15 protein-coding genes and 1 pseudogene are annotated in these 18,639 nt (G+C 38.8%); 9 read left to right on the top strand and 7 right to left on the bottom strand.

Annotated features, from left to right (window positions below):
- Window positions 1–117 (bottom strand): helix-turn-helix domain-containing protein (locus D8787_RS03510; protein WP_142999759.1); only part of this gene is annotated, 117 nt, incomplete at its 3' end.
- A 214-nt stretch (window positions 118–331) separates the two neighbouring features.
- Between D8787_RS03510 and tyrS the strand changes: the two genes are divergently transcribed.
- Window positions 332–1,588: a tyrosine--tRNA ligase gene (tyrS, locus tag D8787_RS03505; RefSeq protein WP_125420795.1), complete on the top strand. Its 1,257-nt coding sequence runs from the start codon at window positions 332–334 to the stop codon at window positions 1,586–1,588.
- Between the two features lie 76 nt (window positions 1,589–1,664).
- Here tyrS and D8787_RS03500 read toward each other — a convergent pair whose 3' ends face one another.
- Complete coding sequence (locus tag D8787_RS03500) at window positions 1,665–3,728, bottom strand: heavy metal translocating P-type ATPase (RefSeq protein ID WP_125420793.1); 2,064 nt, start codon at window positions 3,726–3,728, stop codon at window positions 1,665–1,667.
- A gap of 1 nt (window position 3,729) precedes the next feature.
- Window positions 3,730–4,008, bottom strand: coding sequence for a DUF6110 family protein (locus tag D8787_RS03495; RefSeq protein ID WP_000910909.1), 279 nt, complete (start codon window positions 4,006–4,008; stop codon window positions 3,730–3,732).
- Between the two features lie 150 nt (window positions 4,009–4,158).
- Between D8787_RS03495 and D8787_RS03490 the strand changes: the two genes are divergently transcribed.
- Window positions 4,159–5,007 (top strand): putative RNA methyltransferase, encoded by an 849-nt coding sequence (locus D8787_RS03490; RefSeq protein WP_125420791.1) that lies wholly within the window; start codon window positions 4,159–4,161, stop codon window positions 5,005–5,007.
- Between the two features lie 341 nt (window positions 5,008–5,348).
- Here D8787_RS03490 and D8787_RS11835 read toward each other — a convergent pair whose 3' ends face one another.
- The gene (locus tag D8787_RS11835; RefSeq protein ID WP_125420789.1) at window positions 5,349–5,564 is read right to left on the bottom strand and encodes a hypothetical protein; all 216 of its coding nucleotides are present in this window, start codon (window positions 5,562–5,564) and stop codon (window positions 5,349–5,351) included.
- A 171-nt stretch (window positions 5,565–5,735) separates the two neighbouring features.
- Here D8787_RS11835 and D8787_RS03480 point away from each other — a divergent pair, with 171 nt between their 5' ends.
- Window positions 5,736–6,371: a hypothetical protein gene (locus D8787_RS03480; RefSeq protein WP_050492323.1), complete on the top strand. Its 636-nt coding sequence runs from the start codon at window positions 5,736–5,738 to the stop codon at window positions 6,369–6,371.
- Window positions 6,372–6,641: 270 nt separating this feature from the next.
- A pseudogene (locus D8787_RS03475) lies at window positions 6,642–7,990 on the top strand (IS3 family transposase).
- 314 nt (window positions 7,991–8,304) lie between these two features.
- Here D8787_RS03475 and D8787_RS12055 read toward each other — a convergent pair.
- The 3 genes from D8787_RS12055 to malQ all read right to left on the bottom strand — a co-directional run bounded on the left by D8787_RS12055 (window position 8,305) and on the right by malQ (window position 12,705).
- Window positions 8,305–8,511 (bottom strand): hypothetical protein, encoded by a 207-nt coding sequence (locus D8787_RS12055; protein ID WP_125420785.1) that lies wholly within the window; start codon window positions 8,509–8,511, stop codon window positions 8,305–8,307.
- 392 nt (window positions 8,512–8,903) lie between these two features.
- Window positions 8,904–11,162, bottom strand: a complete 2,259-nt coding sequence (gene glgP, locus D8787_RS03465; protein ID WP_125420783.1) for a glycogen/starch/alpha-glucan family phosphorylase — start codon at window positions 11,160–11,162, stop codon at window positions 8,904–8,906.
- 25 nt (window positions 11,163–11,187) lie between these two features.
- Window positions 11,188–12,705 carry a 4-alpha-glucanotransferase gene (gene malQ, locus D8787_RS03460; RefSeq protein WP_125420781.1) on the bottom strand — a complete coding sequence of 506 codons (1,518 nt, stop codon included), beginning with the start codon at window positions 12,703–12,705 and terminating at the stop codon, window positions 11,188–11,190.
- 468 nt (window positions 12,706–13,173) lie between these two features.
- Between malQ and D8787_RS03455 the strand changes: the two genes are divergently transcribed.
- The 5 genes from D8787_RS03455 (at window position 13,174) to D8787_RS03435 (ending at window position 18,625) form a co-directional block, all read left to right on the top strand.
- A complete protein-coding gene (locus D8787_RS03455; RefSeq protein WP_102211543.1) occupies window positions 13,174–14,445 on the top strand; it encodes an extracellular solute-binding protein in 1,272 nt (423 codons plus the stop codon).
- Between the two features lie 111 nt (window positions 14,446–14,556).
- The gene (locus tag D8787_RS03450; protein WP_042900153.1) at window positions 14,557–15,849 is read left to right on the top strand and encodes a carbohydrate ABC transporter permease; all 1,293 of its coding nucleotides are present in this window, start codon (window positions 14,557–14,559) and stop codon (window positions 15,847–15,849) included.
- Window position 15,850: 1 nt separating this feature from the next.
- Complete coding sequence (locus D8787_RS03445) at window positions 15,851–16,693, top strand: sugar ABC transporter permease (protein ID WP_125420779.1); 843 nt, start codon at window positions 15,851–15,853, stop codon at window positions 16,691–16,693.
- 135 nt (window positions 16,694–16,828) lie between these two features.
- Entirely contained in the window at window positions 16,829–17,629 is an 801-nt protein-coding gene (locus D8787_RS03440; RefSeq protein ID WP_125420777.1) for a DUF1189 domain-containing protein, read from the top strand.
- Between the two features lie 9 nt (window positions 17,630–17,638).
- Window positions 17,639–18,625, top strand: a complete 987-nt coding sequence (locus D8787_RS03435) for a LacI family DNA-binding transcriptional regulator (protein WP_125420775.1) — start codon at window positions 17,639–17,641, stop codon at window positions 18,623–18,625.
- Window positions 18,626–18,639 lie beyond the last annotated feature (14 nt).

The following is an 18,639-nucleotide window of genomic DNA, read 5'->3' as shown; positions in this document are numbered from 1 at the left end:
GACAGTAGTTGGGTCTTTTAGAATGGACTGTCCAATAGCTTTGAAGGTTTCACCGCGCTCTAAGCCCAGTTGGATATCATTACGGTCTGAAAGGGTAAGGTGTTTATGTTTTGTCATAGTGAGCCTCATTTCTAACTCAAACGTCTCATACTTAATTCCACCATAAAAATCCGTTTTAGACTAATTTCCACTTCGGCAAGTCAAGTGGAAGTTGCTTTGAGAAGTTACGCTTTCAATAAAATAGCCACTTTCTTCCCTATTCTGCTAGGCTATTGCCCAAGTTTGTGATACAATAGATAGAAACAATATTTTTAAAAAGGAGAAAAGACACATGCACATTTTTGATGAGCTAAAAGAGCGTGGTTTGATTTTTCAAACGACTGATGAAGAAGCTTTGCGTAAAGCCCTAGAAGAAGGTCAAGTTTCTTATTATACTGGCTACGATCCAACTGCTGACAGCCTTCACCTAGGCCACCTTGTCGCAATCTTGACAAGTCGTCGCTTGCAGCTAGCAGGTCACAAACCTTATGCGCTCGTTGGCGGTGCTACAGGTCTCATCGGAGATCCGTCCTTCAAAGATGCTGAACGTAGTCTCCAAACAAAAGACACAGTAGAGGGCTGGGTCAAGTCTATCCAAGGACAACTTTCTCGTTTTCTTGACTTTGAAAATGGGGAAAATAAAGCTGTCATGGTCAACAACTACGACTGGTTTGGCAGCATCAGCTTCATTGACTTCCTCCGTGATATCGGAAAATACTTCACTGTCAACTACATGATGAGTAAGGAGTCTGTGAAAAAACGGATTGAAACAGGAATTTCATACACTGAGTTTGCCTACCAAATCATGCAAGGTTACGACTTCTTCGTCCTTAACCAAGACCACAACGTAACGCTACAAATCGGTGGTTCTGACCAGTGGGGAAATATGACAGCTGGTACCGAATTGCTTCGTCGTAAGGCTGACAAAACTGGACACGTTATCACCGTTCCGCTTATCACAGATGCAACTGGTAAGAAATTTGGTAAATCAGAAGGAAATGCCGTCTGGCTTAATCCTGAAAAGACTTCTCCATACGAAATGTACCAATTCTGGATGAACGTTATGGACGCTGACGCTGTTCGCTTCTTGAAAATCTTTACTTTCTTGACACTTGATGAGATTGAAGACATCCGCAAACAATTTGAAGCAGCTCCACATGAACGCTTAGCACAAAAAGTCTTGGCTCGTGAAGTCGTTACACTTGTTCACGGAGAAGAAGCTTACAAAGAAGCCCTCAACATCACTGAGCAACTCTTTGCAGGAAACATCAAAAACCTTTCTGTTAAAGAGCTCAAACAAGGACTTCGTGGTGTACCAAACTACCATGTACAAGCAGACGAAAACCACAATATCGTAGAACTGCTCGTTTCTGCTGGTGTGGTTAACTCAAAACGCCAAGCCCGTGAAGACGTCCAAAACGGAGCTATCTACGTCAACGGCGACCGTATCCAAGACCTTGACTATGTCTTGAGTGACGCAGATAAGCTTGAGAACGAACTGACTGTTATCCGTCGTGGGAAGAAAAAATACTTTGTATTGACTTACTAAACTGTTCAACATTTCTCTATAAATAAAGGAGTTAACCTCGAGAAAGGTAACTCCTTTTTGTTATTGATAAGCACATCTATCTAGCCTTAATAGACAGGCTACGCAGGACTATACGTAAGGTTGTTAGATTATGTAAGATAGAGAGATTTGAAGGACTGAGCCAATTAAACAAGCCAAAGCCAATCAAACTACTATTTACGACAACGGTATCTTGAATATTCTTCTTGATGAGTGTTTGCAAAGATGATGATAGCCAATCCAACTCTTGGAAGAAATCCAAGCGATTATCTAACAATAAGATATCACTCATCTGCTTAGAAATATCTGCACTCTCATTCATCACCACACCGATATCTGATAGGGTTAGAGCCGCTGAGTCATTCAACCCATCCCCAACCATCAAAATAGTGTGACCTGCTTTCTGTAGTTCCTCTACTAACTCAAATTTTCCATCAGGTTTCAAGTCTGTATAGACCTGATCAAAAGGCAAATCTTTGACTAATTCCTCTGTCCTAACCAAGGTATCCCCTGTTGCCAGAATCAATTTTTTCCCTTGAGTCTTAAGTTTCTCCAAGGCTACTTTTGCTTCTTTTCTCAAAGGAGTATGGATGCAGAACATTCCAATCAATTCATTCTGATAAGCCAAGAATAAGAGATTGTAGTGGCTCTTATACTCTTCAATTAGATCATTTTGTTCCGAGCTAATATGAATCTGCTCATCCTGCATCAAGACATAATTCCCAATAAGAACTGGTTGGCCATCTATATGAGATTTGATCCCCTTACTTGCGATATATTGGAGTTTCCCATGCATTTCCTCATGTTCAATCCCCTCTATCTCAGCTTGCTTGACGATGGCATTAGCAATAGGATGATAGATGTGTTCCTCAAGACAGGCACTGATTCTGAGAATATCTTCCTCGCTATAATCCCCAAAAGGTAACACCTTTTCAACTATAGGATAGCTAGTTGTAATTGTTCCCGTCTTATCAAACAAGAAAGTATCAACTTCCAGATATTTCTCCAGAACATCTCCATCCTTAATCACCATTTCATGGTTCAACCCCTCCTTGATAGCTGTCAAATAAGCTACAGGAGTAGAGATTTTCAAAGCGCAGGAGAAATCGACCAATAGGAAAGAGATAGCCTTAGAAAAAGAACCTGTTAATAGGTAAGTCAGCCCAGCCCCCAAGAAATTATATTTGACGACCTTGTCCGCCATTTTGATGAAATAGCGTTGTTTCGTTTTCTTGTTTTCTTCAGATTTCTTCATCAACTCAATCAGTTGTAAAATACGGCTGTTCATCTGATTATCGGTTACACGAATGCGTAGCTCTCCCGTCTCCAAGACTGTATTTGCACAAACCGAATCAAACTCTCTTTTTTCAACAGGAAAACTCTCTCCCGTCAAGGAACTTTCGTTGACCATACCTAAACCTGAAACTACTTGTCCATCAAACAGAATTTCATTTCCTTGAGATAGGACCAAGACATCTCCTATTTGAACATCGGAACTCTTGATACTAACGACCGTATCGCCCTGTACCAAGAATACATCGCTTTCTTTTGCAAGAAGGCTTTGTTCTAAATCTGTTGCAGTTTTTTTCAAGGACCACTGATCTAAATGATTCCCCAAATCAAGCATAAACATGATATTGCTAGCCGTCTTGGATTGGTTCATAAACAAGGACAATAAAATCGCCGAACAGTCCAAGACCTCCATCGTTAGTTCCTTACGCGCTAGTGTTTGATAGGCTTCTCTAACATAACCCAAAGCCTGATAACAAGTCCATATATAGCGAATTGGAGACGGTACAAGACTACGAAAAAGCACACGCTTAATCGCTGCACCTGAAACAATAGAATAAGCACTCTCTTCTCTACGAATGGGAAGAGTCATCAACTCAGAAACTTTTCCTTTATCAATTCTTTTTAAAAAGGCTTCTGCATTGTCTAATACAGAGAAGCCTTCTTTTATACGTAGAGTAAAGTGCTGTTGATCCATGTAAAACTGGATAGACTCAATCCCCTTTTCATCTCTCGCCAAGGAACGAAGATAGTCTTGAATATCCAAGGTGAGTGAAAAAGAAGATGATAGTCGGATATGTTGGTATCCTCTATGTAGCACTTTAAAAGACATATTATTCTCCTATAAGGCTATCTAATTGCTCTTCTTTTTTCTCTTGCTCGTACAAATATTTGGCATCTTGCAAGACATCGTCTCCATGTTGCTTCACAACAGAAACAGACGCATCTAGCTCGTCCTTCAATTTGTAAGCCTTAGCCAAAGCTTTAGAATAACCTTTTTTAGCTTCCTTACTTGCTAAGATTTTCAAACCAAGGGTACCAAATGCAACACCACCTAAAAAGAGTGATGATTTTTTCGCAACTTTTGCGACGGTCAATACTTCTTTTAACATACTTATTTCCTCCTAGCTATTATTATATATTAATTTGTATATAAAAGCAATTTAATTTTGGTAGTTTGAAAAGTAATTATACTACCATTTAATTTTATTACAAATCATCCTAAAGTTGCTTTCATTTGCCTCTTTTGATAAACTTAAACTATGAATATAAATCTCAAACCCAAACTCCAGCGTTTTGCTTCTGCGACTGCCTTTGCCTGCCCTATCTGTCGAGAAAATCTGACTCTGCTAGAGAGCAGTCTCAAATGCAACAATCGCCATTCTTTTGACCTGGCAAAATTCGGCTATGTCAATCTAGCTCCTCAAATCAAGCAATCTGCTAACTACGACAAGGAAAATTTTCAAAACCGTCAACAAATCCTAGAAGCTGGCTTTTACCAAGCTATTTTAGATGCTGTATCTGACTTGCTTACAATCTCAAAAACTACCACAACAATTTTGGATATCGGTTGTGGCGAAGGATTCTATTCTCGCCAACTCCAAGAAAGTCATCCTGACAAAACCTTCTATGCCTTTGACATCTCCAAAGATTCAGTCCAAATCGCTGCCAAGAGCGAACCCAACTGGGCAGTCAATTGGTTCGTTGGTGACTTAGCTCGTCTTCCTATAAAAGACGCTAGCATGGATATCCTGCTTGATATCTTCTCACCTGCCAACTATGGAGAATTTCGTCGTGTTTTATCCAAAGACGGTATCTTGATAAAGGTTATTCCAACTGAAAATCACCTCAAGGAAATCCGTCAGAAGGTACAAGACCAGCTGACAAACAAGGACTATTCCAACCAAGAGATCAAAAATCATTTCCAAGAACACTTTACCATCCTATCTAACCAAACGGTCTCTCTGACTAAGACTATCACATCAGATCAGCTCCAAGCCCTACTCAGTATGACACCTCTACTCTTTCATATCGACCATACTAAGATTGACTGGAGCCAACTGACAGAGATTACTATTGAGGCTGAGATTCTGGTTGGGAAAGCATTCTAAACTAGACTTCCCAAAGGTATAAAACTTACCGAAAATCTTCAATATTACAAAAACGCATAAGAACAGGTACTCAAAAACCTTAATCTTATGCGTTTTGCTATAGTTTCCATACATATTAAGTGGAAATATTTGAAATCTGTTCTTTTAATAACCATTGAATACCATATATTACATTTACCCCAAATATGATATAGGCCGTATAAATCAAGTATTTCGATTTCTCCCGCCTCAAAGAATAGATCTTGTACAAGATAAACAAATTTAAAATAATAAATAATAGAGACAAAATCTTCCCTCCAAAATAAATCCTAAAAGTACACAGTTAAGCATAGCCCTAATCTTTATTTTCGATTCGAGATAACAAACTTATCAATAAATAGTAAGTGAAATAAGGCAAGTGTAATTCCCAATAAGCACCCATGATAAGAGATTTCTTGATGGGTAAGGGGGTAAAGATTACTATTACCCGCCAAGAGGCATGTTAAAATAACAAATAGAATCCAAAATAAATCCGTCCATTTATATTTTGAAAAATATTTTTTAACATAATAGCACATTTTTCTTGACTACAATAATATTATATGATAAAATGTAAGCGAATACAAATAAAAAGAAATTGCCTTATTCAATTAATATTCCTATAAGAAAGCAGATGATTCCAATGTACAAACTATAATTATCAACTCTTAATATCCAACTTAGTTATGAAAGAATGGTAGGTGATTGTCATGAAAAAAACACTAATTACTCTATTATTTAGTTGTTTAGCATTATTTTGTTTGCCTATTTCTGTAAATGCCGACACTAATAATAATCTTGTCATAAAATTCAATGAACTAACATTTACTGTTGAGGATTATAATATCCCTAATCCAGAAGTAATCTATTCAAAATCAGGATTCAAAGAAGTCGCAACTGTTCTTGATAGTGATACTGGAAAAGTTGTTGAAACTATCGAACTTATCCCAGATCTTTCTCGCGCTACAGTTACTTCACATACATTAAAAAGAAGTGCAACATTTGCTAGAACTACAGTTCAATTAAGTGTAAATATTGAGCTATATAATGAGGGTTCTTTCCGTCAAATTAACTCAGTTCAAGGTTATTACCTAGGAATAACAGATTCTATTACAAACACATATATTGAAGGGCAAAATGTTAATGTTTGGTCTCCAAATGGATACCCTACAACAAGTATAAAGTACGCTTATAATGGTACTTTAACAGCAGCTATAAATAGTAGTGGTTCAGCTCAAGTTAAAGCAGAGTTGTTAGGAGCTGGATTTACATTTGGAGGTACTATTGGAGGCACATCTTATTATAGAGTCCCATTTAATCAAAACGGAACTATTAGTCTATACTAACTTAGGAGATAATCGATATTATGAATGAAAAAAACCGTACATATTTTATTTGTGCAAGTATCATTATTTCATCTATAATTTTAGGACTCTTTATTTATAAAGGAATTTATGACGGATTTGACGTTTTGGGTCAATTTATAAACGATGGCCTCAGGGTAATTAATAGTAATAGGTAGTTAATAGAATTTAAATAAAAAAACGGTAATTTAGTGAATGAACTGCACCCCAAAAGTTAGACAGAAAAAATCTAACTTTTGGGGTGTTTTTATTATGAAATTAACTCATGATGATAAAGTTCAGATCTATGAACTTAGAAAACAAGGATATAGCTTAGAGAAGCTTTGAAATAAATTTGGGATAAACAATTCTAATATTAGGTACATGATTAAATTGNTTGATCGTTACGGAATAGAGTTCGTCAAAAAAGGAAAAAATCGTTACTATTCTCCTGATTTAAAACGAGAAATGATTAATAAAGTCTTACATGAAGGCTGGACTAAAAATAGAGTTTCTCTTGAATACGGCCTCCCAAGTCGTACGATACTTCTTAATTGGCTAGCACAATACAAGAAAAACGGGTATACTATTGTTGAGAAAACAAGAGGGAGAGTACCTAAAATGGGACGTAAGCCACAAAAGAGACCTGAAGAGAGGACAGAATTAGAACGTCTTCAAGCAGAAAATGAGTACCTGAGAGCGGAGAATGCTATCCTAAAAAAGTTAAGAGAACTCCGATTGAAGGAGGAAAAAGAGAAAGAAGAAAGACAGAAATTGTTCAAGAATTAGTTACTGAGTTTTCGTTAGATATTCTTCTAAAAGCCATTAAACTAGCTCGTTCGACCTACTACTATCACTTGAAACAACTAGACAAACCAGATAAGGACCAAGAGCTTAAAGCTGAAATTCAATCCATTTTTATCGAACACAAGGGAAATTATGGTTATCGTCGGGTTCATTTAGAACTAAGAAATCGTGGTTATCTGGTAAATCATAAAAGAGTTCAACGCTTGATGAAAGTAGTCAATTTACAAGCTAAAATACGACAGAAACGAAAATATTCTTCTCATAAAGGAGATGTTGGCAAGAAGACAGAGAATCTCATTCAACGTCAATTTGAAGGCTCTAAAACAATGGAAAAGTGCTACACAGATGTGACAGAATTTTCCATTCCAGCAAGTACTCAAAAGCTTTACTTATCACCAGTTTTAGATGGCTTTAATAGCGAAATTATCGCCTATAATCTTTCAACTTCACCCAACTTAGAACAAGTAAAAACAATGTTGGAACAGGCATTCACAGAGAAGCACTACGAGAATACGATTCTCCATAGTGACCAAGGTTGGCAATACCAGCATGATTCTTATCATCAGTTTCTTGAGGGTAAGGGAATTCAAGCATCCATGTCACGTAAGGGTAACAGCCCAGACAATGGTATGATGGAGTCTTTCTTTGGGATTCTGAAATCAGAAATGTTTTACGGTTATGAGAAGTCGTTCCAGTCGCTTAAGCAATTGGAACAAGCTATTGTAGACTATATTGATTACTACAACAATAAACTAATTAAGGTAAAACTAAAAGAACTCAGTCCTGTGCAATACAGAACTAAATCCTTCGGATAAATTAATTGTCTAACTTTTTGGGGTCAGTACACAAAAACCTTAATCTTATGCGTTTTGTTATGCAAAAATCGCTGGAGTTTCCATACATATTAAGTGAAAATATTTGAAATCAGTTCTTTTAATAGCCATTGAATACCATATATTACATTTACCCCAAATATGATATAGGTCGTATAAATCAAGTATTTCGATTTCTCCCGCCTCAAAGAATAGATCTTGTACAAAATAGATAAATTTAAAATAATAAATAACAGAGACAAAATCTTCCTCCAAAATAAATCCTAAAGGTACACAGCTAAGCATAACCCTAAACTTTATTTTCGATTCGAGATAACAAACTTATCAATAAATAGCAATTGATATAAGGCAAGTACAAATCCCCAGAAACTCCCTCGAAGCGAGATTTCTTGATGATTGAGAGGAAACAAATCATGGTTACCTATATAGAGGCAGGTCAAAATAACAAATAAAATCCAAAATAAATCCGTCCATCTATATTTTGAAAAATATTTTTTCCACATAAAAACACCTTCTTTCCTACAATCATATTATAATACTTTGTGTAAGCGAATACAAGAAATTTGAGGTGATTTTTAAGTAGATTTTGAAGCTGAAAGACAGTAAAAACCAGCATTTCTAAGCCTTTACTGTATCTATGATTTCTCTATTTTTACAGGATTGACCAAAATTCACATCATTCAAAAAAGCGAATTTCAATCGAAACTCGCTTTTTTACAAAATGTATTAGTATGAATTTGTATCTTATACTCAATGAAAATCAAAGAGCAAACTAGGAAGCTAGCCGCAGGTTGCTCAAAACAGTGTTTTGAGGTTGTGGATAGAACTGACGAAGTCAGTAACCATATCTACGGCAAGCAACGCTGACGTGGTTTGAAGAGATTTTCGAAGAGTATTAGTTCAAGTGCCAAATATCTTCGTTATACTGAGCGATTGTACGGTCAGAAGAGAAGAATCCTGCTTTAGAAATGTTAACGATGACTTTATCCAACCATGCGTCACGGTCTTCATAGTCAGCAAGCATTTGCTCTTTCACTTTGATGTAGTCTTCTAAGTCAAGAAGAGTCATGAACCAGTCTTTGTTGATCAATTCATTGTAAAGACGTTCCAAGCGCTCTTTGTTTCCAGCTGCAAGAACTGCATCGCTAACGATGAAGTCAACCAATGGTTTGATAGCTTGACGAGCGTAGAATTCGCTTGATTTGTAAGCTGCTTTTGCGTAAAGGTCGATAACAGTTTCTGAATCTTCACCAAAGATGTAGATATTTTCGTCTCCAACCAACTCAGCGATTTCCACGTTAGCTCCGTCCATAGTACCAAGAGTCAAAGCTCCGTTCAACATGAATTTCATGTTACCAGTACCTGAAGCTTCTTTAGAAGCAAGTGAGATTTGTTCTGAGATATCACATGCTGGGATAAGGAAGCTTGCTGCAGTAACGTTGTAGTTTTCAACCATAACAACTTGCAAGTGTGGAGCTACTGCTGGATCGTTAGCAATAACTTCTGACATGCAAAGGATCAAGTGGATGATGTCTTGAGCGATTGTGTAGGCTGGAGCTGCTTTACCACCAAAGAAGATTGTGATTGGGCGAGCAGGGATGTTACCAGCTTTGATGTCAAGGTATTTGTGGATTACGTACAAAGCGTTCATTTGTTGGCGTTTGTACTCGTGAAGACGTTTGATTTGGATATCAAAGATAGAGTTTGGATTGATTTCCACACCTTGGTGTTCTTTCAAGTGACGAGCCAATTTACGTTTGTTGTGAGCCTTGATATCTTCAAGTTTAGCTTTAAGGGCTGCTTTATCTTCGAATGACAAAAGTTTTTCAAGCTCATCAGCTTCATGGTGCCAACCACGTCCAATAATCTCATCCAAATAGTGAGACAAGCTTGGGTTAGCATGCATGAGCCAACGACGGAAAGTGATACCGTTTGTTTTGTTGTTGAATTTTTCTGGGTAAAGGTCGTAGAAGGCTTTCAACTCAGAGTTCTTCAAGATTTCAGTATGGAGTGCTGCTACCCCGTTAACGCTGTATCCGTAGTGGATATCCATGTGAGCCATGTGAACACGTCCGCTCTCATCGATAATTTGAACAGCTGGATCTTTCACTTCTGCTTTCACGCGACGGTCCAATTCTTCGATGATTGGTACCAAGTGAGGAACCACTTCTTGCAAGAATTCAAGAGGCCATTTTTCAAGGGCTTCAGCAAGGATTGTGTGGTTAGTGTAGGCAGTCATGCTGCGAACGATTGAGATTGCTTCGTCAAGTTCGATACCACGAGCAGTCAAAAGACGGATCAACTCAGGAATAACCATTGATGGGTGAGTATCGTTGATTTGGACAACTGCGTAGTCAGCAAGGTCATGCAAGTTGCTTCCTTTTTCGATTGCTTCTTCGATGATCAATTGCGCACCGTTTGAAACCATGAAGTATTGTTGGAAAATACGGAGCAATTCACCTTGACGGTCACTATCATCTGGGTAAAGGAAGAGAGTCAAGTTGCGAGCGATATCTGTCTTGTCAAAGTTGATACCATCTTTAATAATAGAAGAATCAACTGAATCCAAGTCAAACAAACGCAAGCGGTTCTTCGTTTCTGTCTTGTAACCAGGTACATCGATATCGTAAAGAGTTGATGTCAATGTAAAGTGTGCAAATGGTACTTGGTAGCTACGGCTTGAGCGAACCAACCAGTTTTGCTCTGTCAACCATGCATTTGGAATTGTTTCTTGTTGGTTGTTTTTAAGAACTTGTTGAAAAAGACCGTAGTGGTAGTTCAAACCAACACCATCACCGTTCAATCCAAGAGTAGAAATTGAGTCGATAAAGCAGGCAGCCAAACGTCCCAAACCACCATTACCAAGGGATGGTTCCAATTCAACTTCTTCAACTTCGATCAAGTCTTTACCTGCAGCTGCAAGTTCTTTTTTAACATCGTCGTAAAGACCAAGGTTAATCAAGTTGTTTGACAAGAGTTTACCAATCAAGAACTCAGCTGAGATGTAGTAAACTTTTTTCTTACCAGTATTAACTGGTTTTTTGCTACTTGCAAGCTTGCTGTAGTTAAGAAGAGCAAGGTAAAGCTCTTCATTGCTACATTCTGCAATGGTTTTATTGTAACGATTTTGTACAAATTCTTGTAGTGATAACATGTTTAAGGTGTCTCCTGATATTGTATTATTTCTTTAATTCTACCAAATTTTCATTGATTCGGCGATAAATTGTAGTCAAGTCAAGCAAAGTTTCTTCGACAGCTGGTGTCAATTGATCTTCAGTCATACGCCAAGACCAGTTTCCACCAAGGGTAGATGGGAAGTTCATACGAGCTGCCTCATCCAATTCTAGCAAATCTTGCATAGTGGCAATTGCCATGAAGCTAACTGATGAAAAGACTGTACGAAGCATAGCGTGTGGCACTGTTTCGTATTCTTTACGGTTCGTGTAACGAGCCATGTACTCACGAGTTGCATCATCGATCTCGTTACGGTACCAACCAAGGACCGTATTGTTATCGTGAGTTCCTGTATACATAACTGAGTTAGCAGGTGCCAAGTGTGGGCTATCGATACTTTCGTCTTCTGGGTTGAAGGCAAATTGAAGAATCTTCATTCCTGGGAAGCCAGTACGTTCACGCAATTCGATAACTTCGTCTGTCATGAAACCAAGGTCTTCAGCGATGATGTTTAACTCACCAAGTTCTTCCTTAACAGCTGCAAAAAGCTTGTAGCCAGGACCTTTGACCCACTCACCAGGTGCTGCTGTATCGGAACCAGCAGGGATTTCCCAGTAAGATTCGAAGCCACGGAAGTGGTCGATACGAACGATATCGTAGATTTTGAAGCTTTCACGCAAGCGTTCAATCCACCATTTGTAGCCGTCTTTGTCCATTGCTTCCCAGTCATAGATTGGGTTACCCCAAAGCTGACCAGTTGCAGAAAACTCATCTGGTGGGCATCCTGCGATGCAAGTCGCCTTACCGTTGACATCTGTCTTGAAGAGATGTGGATTTGCCCACATATCGCTTGAATCTTCCGCTACGTAGATTGGCATGTCCCCAACGATTTCAATATGGTTATCGTTAGCGTAGGCTTTCAATTTCAACCATTGTTGGAAGAAGAAGTATTGAGTCACACGGTGGTAAAGCAACTTGTCTGCCAATTGCTCACGGTAGCTTTCAAGTGCTGAAGCTTTACGAGCACGAGCATCTGCATCTGGCCATTCTGTCCAAGCAAGATTGTCAAAATGCTCTTTAATAGCCATATACTCTGCAAAGAGTTCAAGCCATGATTGGTTGTCTTGAGCAAATTTCTCAAAATCTTTAACATCTCCTACTTCCAAGAAACGTTTTACCGCTTTTTCTAAAAGAGGACGACGTGCATAGTAGATTTTAGCATAGTCAACTTCAGACGCATCGCTACCAAAGTCAACTCCTTCAAGGTCACTTGCTTGCAACAAGCCTTGTTCCACCAAGATATCCAAATCGATAAAATGAGTGTTTCCTGCGAAGGCTGAGAAAGACTGGTAAGGAGAATCTCCGTAACTAGTTGTTCCTAATGGAAGGATTTGCCAGTAACGTTGTTTTGTACGAACCAAGAAATCAACGAAGTCGTAAGCACTTTTACCAAATGATCCGATTCCGTATACTCCTGGAAGAGAGGAAATGTGCATCAACACACCACTTTGACGTTTTTTCATAATAAGCACCTCATGTGTTTATAGTTAGATATTACATTTTTACGAACGCAAACGTTTGCGCTATTATTAGTATATCTCATTTTTTTGATAAATGCAAGCGGTTTTAAAAAACTTTTTTGATTATTTTTTTAAGGGTTTTTCTTCATGCTTGTATATATATTCTTTATAAAAAAATAAAACCTTATAGAAAACTTCTCTTATTCCATCTCGAAACACATTGAGCCTATTTCCCATATCTAAATCAAGCAATCGTTTTCTCTCTATTTGAATTATGCATAAGGGGAAAAACATTTTATAATCTTTCTTCTATTATATTCCGTTTAAGCGTTTACTTTTCTGTCAAATTTTTTAAAATTTTTTCAAAAAAACGCTTGCAACCGTTTTCTATTTGTGTTATACTAGTCCCATAAAGGAAAACGTTTGCGTTTCCTCATTATAAAATTTGTTATTCTTTAGGAGGAATACACTATGTCATCTAAATTCATGAAGAGCGCTGCTGTGCTTGGAACTGTTACACTTGCTAGCTTGCTTTTGGTAGCTTGTGGAAGCAAACCTGCTGAAAAAGCTGCTGATGCTGGTTCATCTGCAGGGAAAGAAATCACTCTTTACGTTGAAGACCAATACAAAGCTTTCGCTGAAACAGTTGCTAAAGCTTACGAAAAAGAGTCAGGAACAAAAGTTAACATTAAATCTGGTGACCAACTTGGTGGTCTTGACAAACTTTCTCTTGACAACCAATCAGGTCAAGCTGCTGACGTTATGATGGCACCATACGACCGTGTAGGTAGTCTTGGTACTGACGGACAACTTTCAGAAGTTAAATTGAGCGACGGCGCTAAAACAGATGATAAAACTAAATCTCTTGTAACAGCTGCTGACGGTAAAGTTTACGGTGCTCCTGCCGTTATCGAGTCACTTGTTATGTACTACAACAAAGACTTGGTAAAAGAAGCTCCAAAAACTTTTGCTGACTTAGAAAACCTTGCTAAAGATAGCAAATACGCATTCGCTGGAGAAGATGGAAAAACTTCTGCTTTCCTAGCTGACTGGACAAACTTCTACTTTGCATACGGACTTCTTGCTGGTAACGGTGCTTACGTATTCGGACAAAACGGTAAAGACGCTAAAGACATCGGTCTTGCAAACGACGGTTCTATCGCAGGTATCAACTATGCTAAATCTTGGTACGAAAAATGGCCTAAAGGTATGCAAGATGGTACAGCTGCTGGAAACTTAATCCAAACTCAATTCCAAGAAGGTAAAACAGCTGCTATTATCGATGGACCTTGGAAAGCTCAAGCCTTCAAAGATGCTAAAGTAAACTACGGTGTTGCAACTATCCCAACTCTTCCAAACGGAAAAGACTACGCAGCATTCGGTGGTGGTAAAGCTTGGATCATCCCATCAAGCACTAAGAACCTTGAAGGAGCACAAAAATTTGTAGACTTCCTTGTTTCAACTGAACAACAAAAAGCCTTCTACGATAAAACTAACGAAATCCCAGCTAACACTGAAGCTCGTTCATACGCTGAAGGTAAAAACGATGAGTTGACAACAGCTGTTATCAAACAGTTCAAGAACGCTCAACCAATGCCAAACATCTCTCAAATGTCTGCAGTTTGGGAACCAGCTGCTAACATGCTCTTTGACTCTGTAAGCGGTAAGAAAGACGCTAAAACAGCTGCTAACGATGCTGTAACATTGATTAAAGAAACAATCAAACAAAAATTTGGTGAATAAAAAATTTGTTCAAGGGGGGTGGAATTCAAATCCCCCTTTGAATTTATCAATAGAAAAACATATATAGTTTAGGTTTTGATTAGAAACCAGTATCCTATGAAAGGAGTTATTATGGAAAAGCAACAACCTAGTAAAGCAGCCCTGCTGTCTATCATTCCTGGGTTAGGACAGATTTACAATAAACAAAAAGCCAAAGGTTTTATCTTCCTTGGTGTAACCATCGTATTTGTCCTTTATTTCCTAGCACTTGCAGCCCCTGAATTAAGCAATCTCATCACTCTTGGTGACAAGCCAGGTCGTGACAATTCACTCTTTATGCTGATTCGTGGTGCCTTCCATTTAATCTTTGTAGTCGTTTATGTGCTCTTTTATTTCTCAAATATTAAAGATGCACATACAATCGCAAAACGTATTAACAATGGAATTCCAGTACCACTTACGCTAAAAGATATGATCAAAGGAATCTATGAAAATGGCTTCCCTTACCTCTTGATCATTCCATCTTATATTGCCATGACTTTTGCGATTATCTTTCCAGTTATCGTAACCTTGATGATTGCCTTTACCAACTACGACTTCCAACACTTGCCACCAAACAAATTGTTGGACTGGGTTGGTTTGACCAACTTTACGAACATCTGGAGTTTGAGTACCTTCCGTTCTGCCTTTGGTGCCGTTCTTTCTTGGACCATCATCTGGGCTTTGGCTGCCTCAACTTTACAGATCGTCATCGGTATCTTCACAGCTATCATTGCCAACCAACCATTTATCAAAGGAAAACGTATCTTTGGTGTTATTTTCCTTCTTCCTTGGGCTGTCCCAGCCTTCATCACTATCTTGACATTCTCAAACATGTTTAACGATAGTGTCGGAGCTATCAACACTCAAGTATTGCCAATCTTGGCTAAATTCCTTCCTTTCCTTGATGGTGCTCTTATTCCTTGGAAAACAGACCCAACTTGGACTAAGATTGCCTTGATTATGATGCAAGGTTGGCTTGGATTCCCATACATCTACGTTTTGACTTTGGGCATCTTACAATCTATTCCTAACGACCTTTACGAAGCAGCTTATATTGACGGTGCCAATGCTTGGCAAAAATTCCGCAACATCACTTTCCCAATGATCTTGGCCGTTGCGGCACCTACTTTGATTAGCCAATACACCTTCAACTTTAACAACTTCTCTATCATGTACCTCTTTAATGCTGGAGGACCTGGTAGTGTCGGTGGTGGAGCTGGTTCAACCGATATCTTGATCTCATGGATCTACCGTCTTACAACAGGTACATCTCCTCAATACTCTATGGCGGCAGCTGTTACCTTGATTATCTCTATCATTGTCATCTCAATCTCTATGATCGCATTCAAGAAACTACACGCATTTGATATGGAGGACGTCTAAGATGAATAACTCAATCAAACTCAAACGTAGACTGACTCAAACCCTTACTTACCTCTACTTGGTTGGCCTTTCAATCGTAATTATCTATCCACTTTTGATTACTATCATGTCAGCCTTCAAGACTGGTAACGTAGTAGCCTTTAAACTAGACAGCAACGTCGACTTTAGTTTTGCTAACTTCCAAGGCCTCTTCTCTGAAACCTTGTACGGTACTTGGTACCTCAACACTTTGATTATCGCCTTGATTACCATGGCTGTTCAAACAAGTATCATCGTACTTGCTGGTTATGCCTATAGTCGTTACAACTTCTTGGCTCGTAAACAAAGTTTGGTCTTCTTCTTGATTATCCAAATGGTGCCAACCATGGCCGCTTTGACAGCCTTCTTCGTTATGGCACTTATGTTGAACGCCCTTAACCACAGCTGGTTCCTCATCTTCCTCTACGTTGGTGGAGGTATCCCGATGAATGCTTGGTTGATGAAAGGTTACTTCGATACAGTCCCAATGTCTCTAGATGAATCCGCAAAACTAGACGGTGCAGGACACTTCCGCCGCTTCTGGCAAATTGTTCTTCCACTTGTTCGCCCAATGATTGCTGTTCAAGCTCTCTGGGCCTTCATGGGACCTTTCGGAGACTATATCCTCTCTAGTTTCTTGCTTCGTGAGAAAGAATACTTTACTGTTGCCGTTGGTCTCCAAACCTTCGTTAACAATGTGAAAAACATGAAGATTGCCTACTTCTCAGCAGGTGCTATCCTCATCGCCCTTCCAATCTGTATTCTCTTCTTCTTCCTACAAAAGAACTTTGTTTCAGGACTTACAAGTGGTGGCGACAAGGGATAATCTATCCCCGCCACCCTTTTCTTATTGTTACAAAATATATACTAACAACAAGCAATTTACCCCCTAGACTTGAAATAAAGCACATTTCTCTATATAATAATACTCATATAGAAAACACCTTTTAGAAAGATACAAATGCTTCCATATCCATTTTCATATTTTTCAAGTATTTGGGGATTTCGTAAGCCCCTGTCCAAACGTTTCGGACTCAACTGGTTTCAACTACTCTTTACCAGTATCTTCCTTATCAGCTTGTCTATGGTACCCATTGCCATCCAAAACAGCTCCCAAGAGACTTATCCGCTAGAAACCTTTATCGATAATGTCTATGAACCATTAACAGATGAGGTGGTTCAGAATCTCTCTGAACATGCTAGAATTGTTGATGGTAAGTTAACTTATACAGGAACAGCTAGTCAAGCGCCTTCTCTTGTGATTGGTCCAAGTCAAAGCAAGGAGTTACCGAAGGACTTGCAACTACATTTCGATACAAAAGAACTGGTCATCAGCAAGGAAAGTAAAGAACTGACCCGCATTTCTTACCAAGCCATTCAGACTGAGAGTTTCAAAAGCAAGAACAGCTTGACCCAAGCAATTTCTAAAGACTGGTACCAGCAGAATCGTGTTTATATCAGTCTCTTCCTAGTTCTCGGTGCCAGCTTCCTCTTTGGTTTGAATTTCTTTATCATCTCTCTAGGAGCTAGTCTTCTCCTTTATATCACTAAGAAATCACGCCTCTTTTCATTTAGGACCTTTAAAGAGTGCTACCATTTTATCTTGAACTGTTTAGGATTGCCAACTCTGATTACGCTTATTTTGGGATTATTTGGTCAAAATATGACAACCCTCATCACTGTACAAAACATTCTTTTTGTTCTATATCTGGTCACTATTTTTTATAAAACACATTTCCGTGATCCAGATTACCATAAATAGGAGATTTTTATGCCCGTTACGATTAAAGATGTGGCCAAGGCTGCTGGTGTTTCACCTTCAACCGTAACCCGTGTTATTCAAAACAAATCAACCATTAGCGACGAAACAAAAAAACGCGTTCGCAAGGCTATGAAGGAGCTCAATTACCACCCCAACCTCAACGCTCGTAGTTTGGTAAGTAGCTATACTCAAGTTATCGGCTTGGTGCTTCCTGACGACTCAGATGCCTTCTATCAAAATCCTTTCTTTCCATCTGTCCTCCGTGGTATTGCCCAAGTCGCCTCTGAAAACCACTACGCCATTCAGATTGCAACAGGTAAAGATGCCAAAGAGCGTCTTAAAGCTATTTCACAGATGGTTTACGGTAAACGTGTGGATGGTTTGATTTTCCTTTATGCCGAAGAGGAGGATCCCTTGGTCAAACTGGTCGCTGATGAGCAGTTCCCCTTCCTCATTCTAGGAAAATCCATTTCACCCTTTATCCCTCTTGTCGATAATGACAATGTCCAAGCTGGTTTGGATGCAACCGAATATTTCATCAAAAAAGGCTGCAAACGAATTGCCTTTATCGGAGGTTCTAAGAAACTCTTCGTTACACAAGACCGTCTAACTGGTTACGAATCCGCGCTTAAGCAATACCAACTGCCTATTGATGACAATCTGACCTACTTTGCAAATGAATTTCTAGAGGAAAAAGGATATCAGTTTAGCCAACTCCTCTTTCAGCATGACCCGCAGATTGATGCTATCATTACAACCGATAGTCTCCTAGCTGAAGGAGTCTGTGATTATATTACAAAACACCAGCTGAATGTCCCTGTTCTCAGCTTTGACTCGGTCAATCCCAAGCTCAACTTGGCAGCCTATGTTGATATCAATAGCCTAGAACTTGGTCGTGTTTCTCTTGAAACTATCCTCCAGATTATTAATGATAACAAAAACAATAAACAAATTTGTTACCGCCAGTTGATTGGACATAAAATTGTTGAAAAATAAAAACCAGCTCGCGC

It is taken from the genome of Streptococcus mitis (genome assembly GCF_003944325.1).
GTDB classification, from domain to species: domain Bacteria; phylum Bacillota; class Bacilli; order Lactobacillales; family Streptococcaceae; genus Streptococcus; species Streptococcus mitis_CW.
This window is presented reverse-complemented; position numbering and strand designations above follow the sequence as displayed.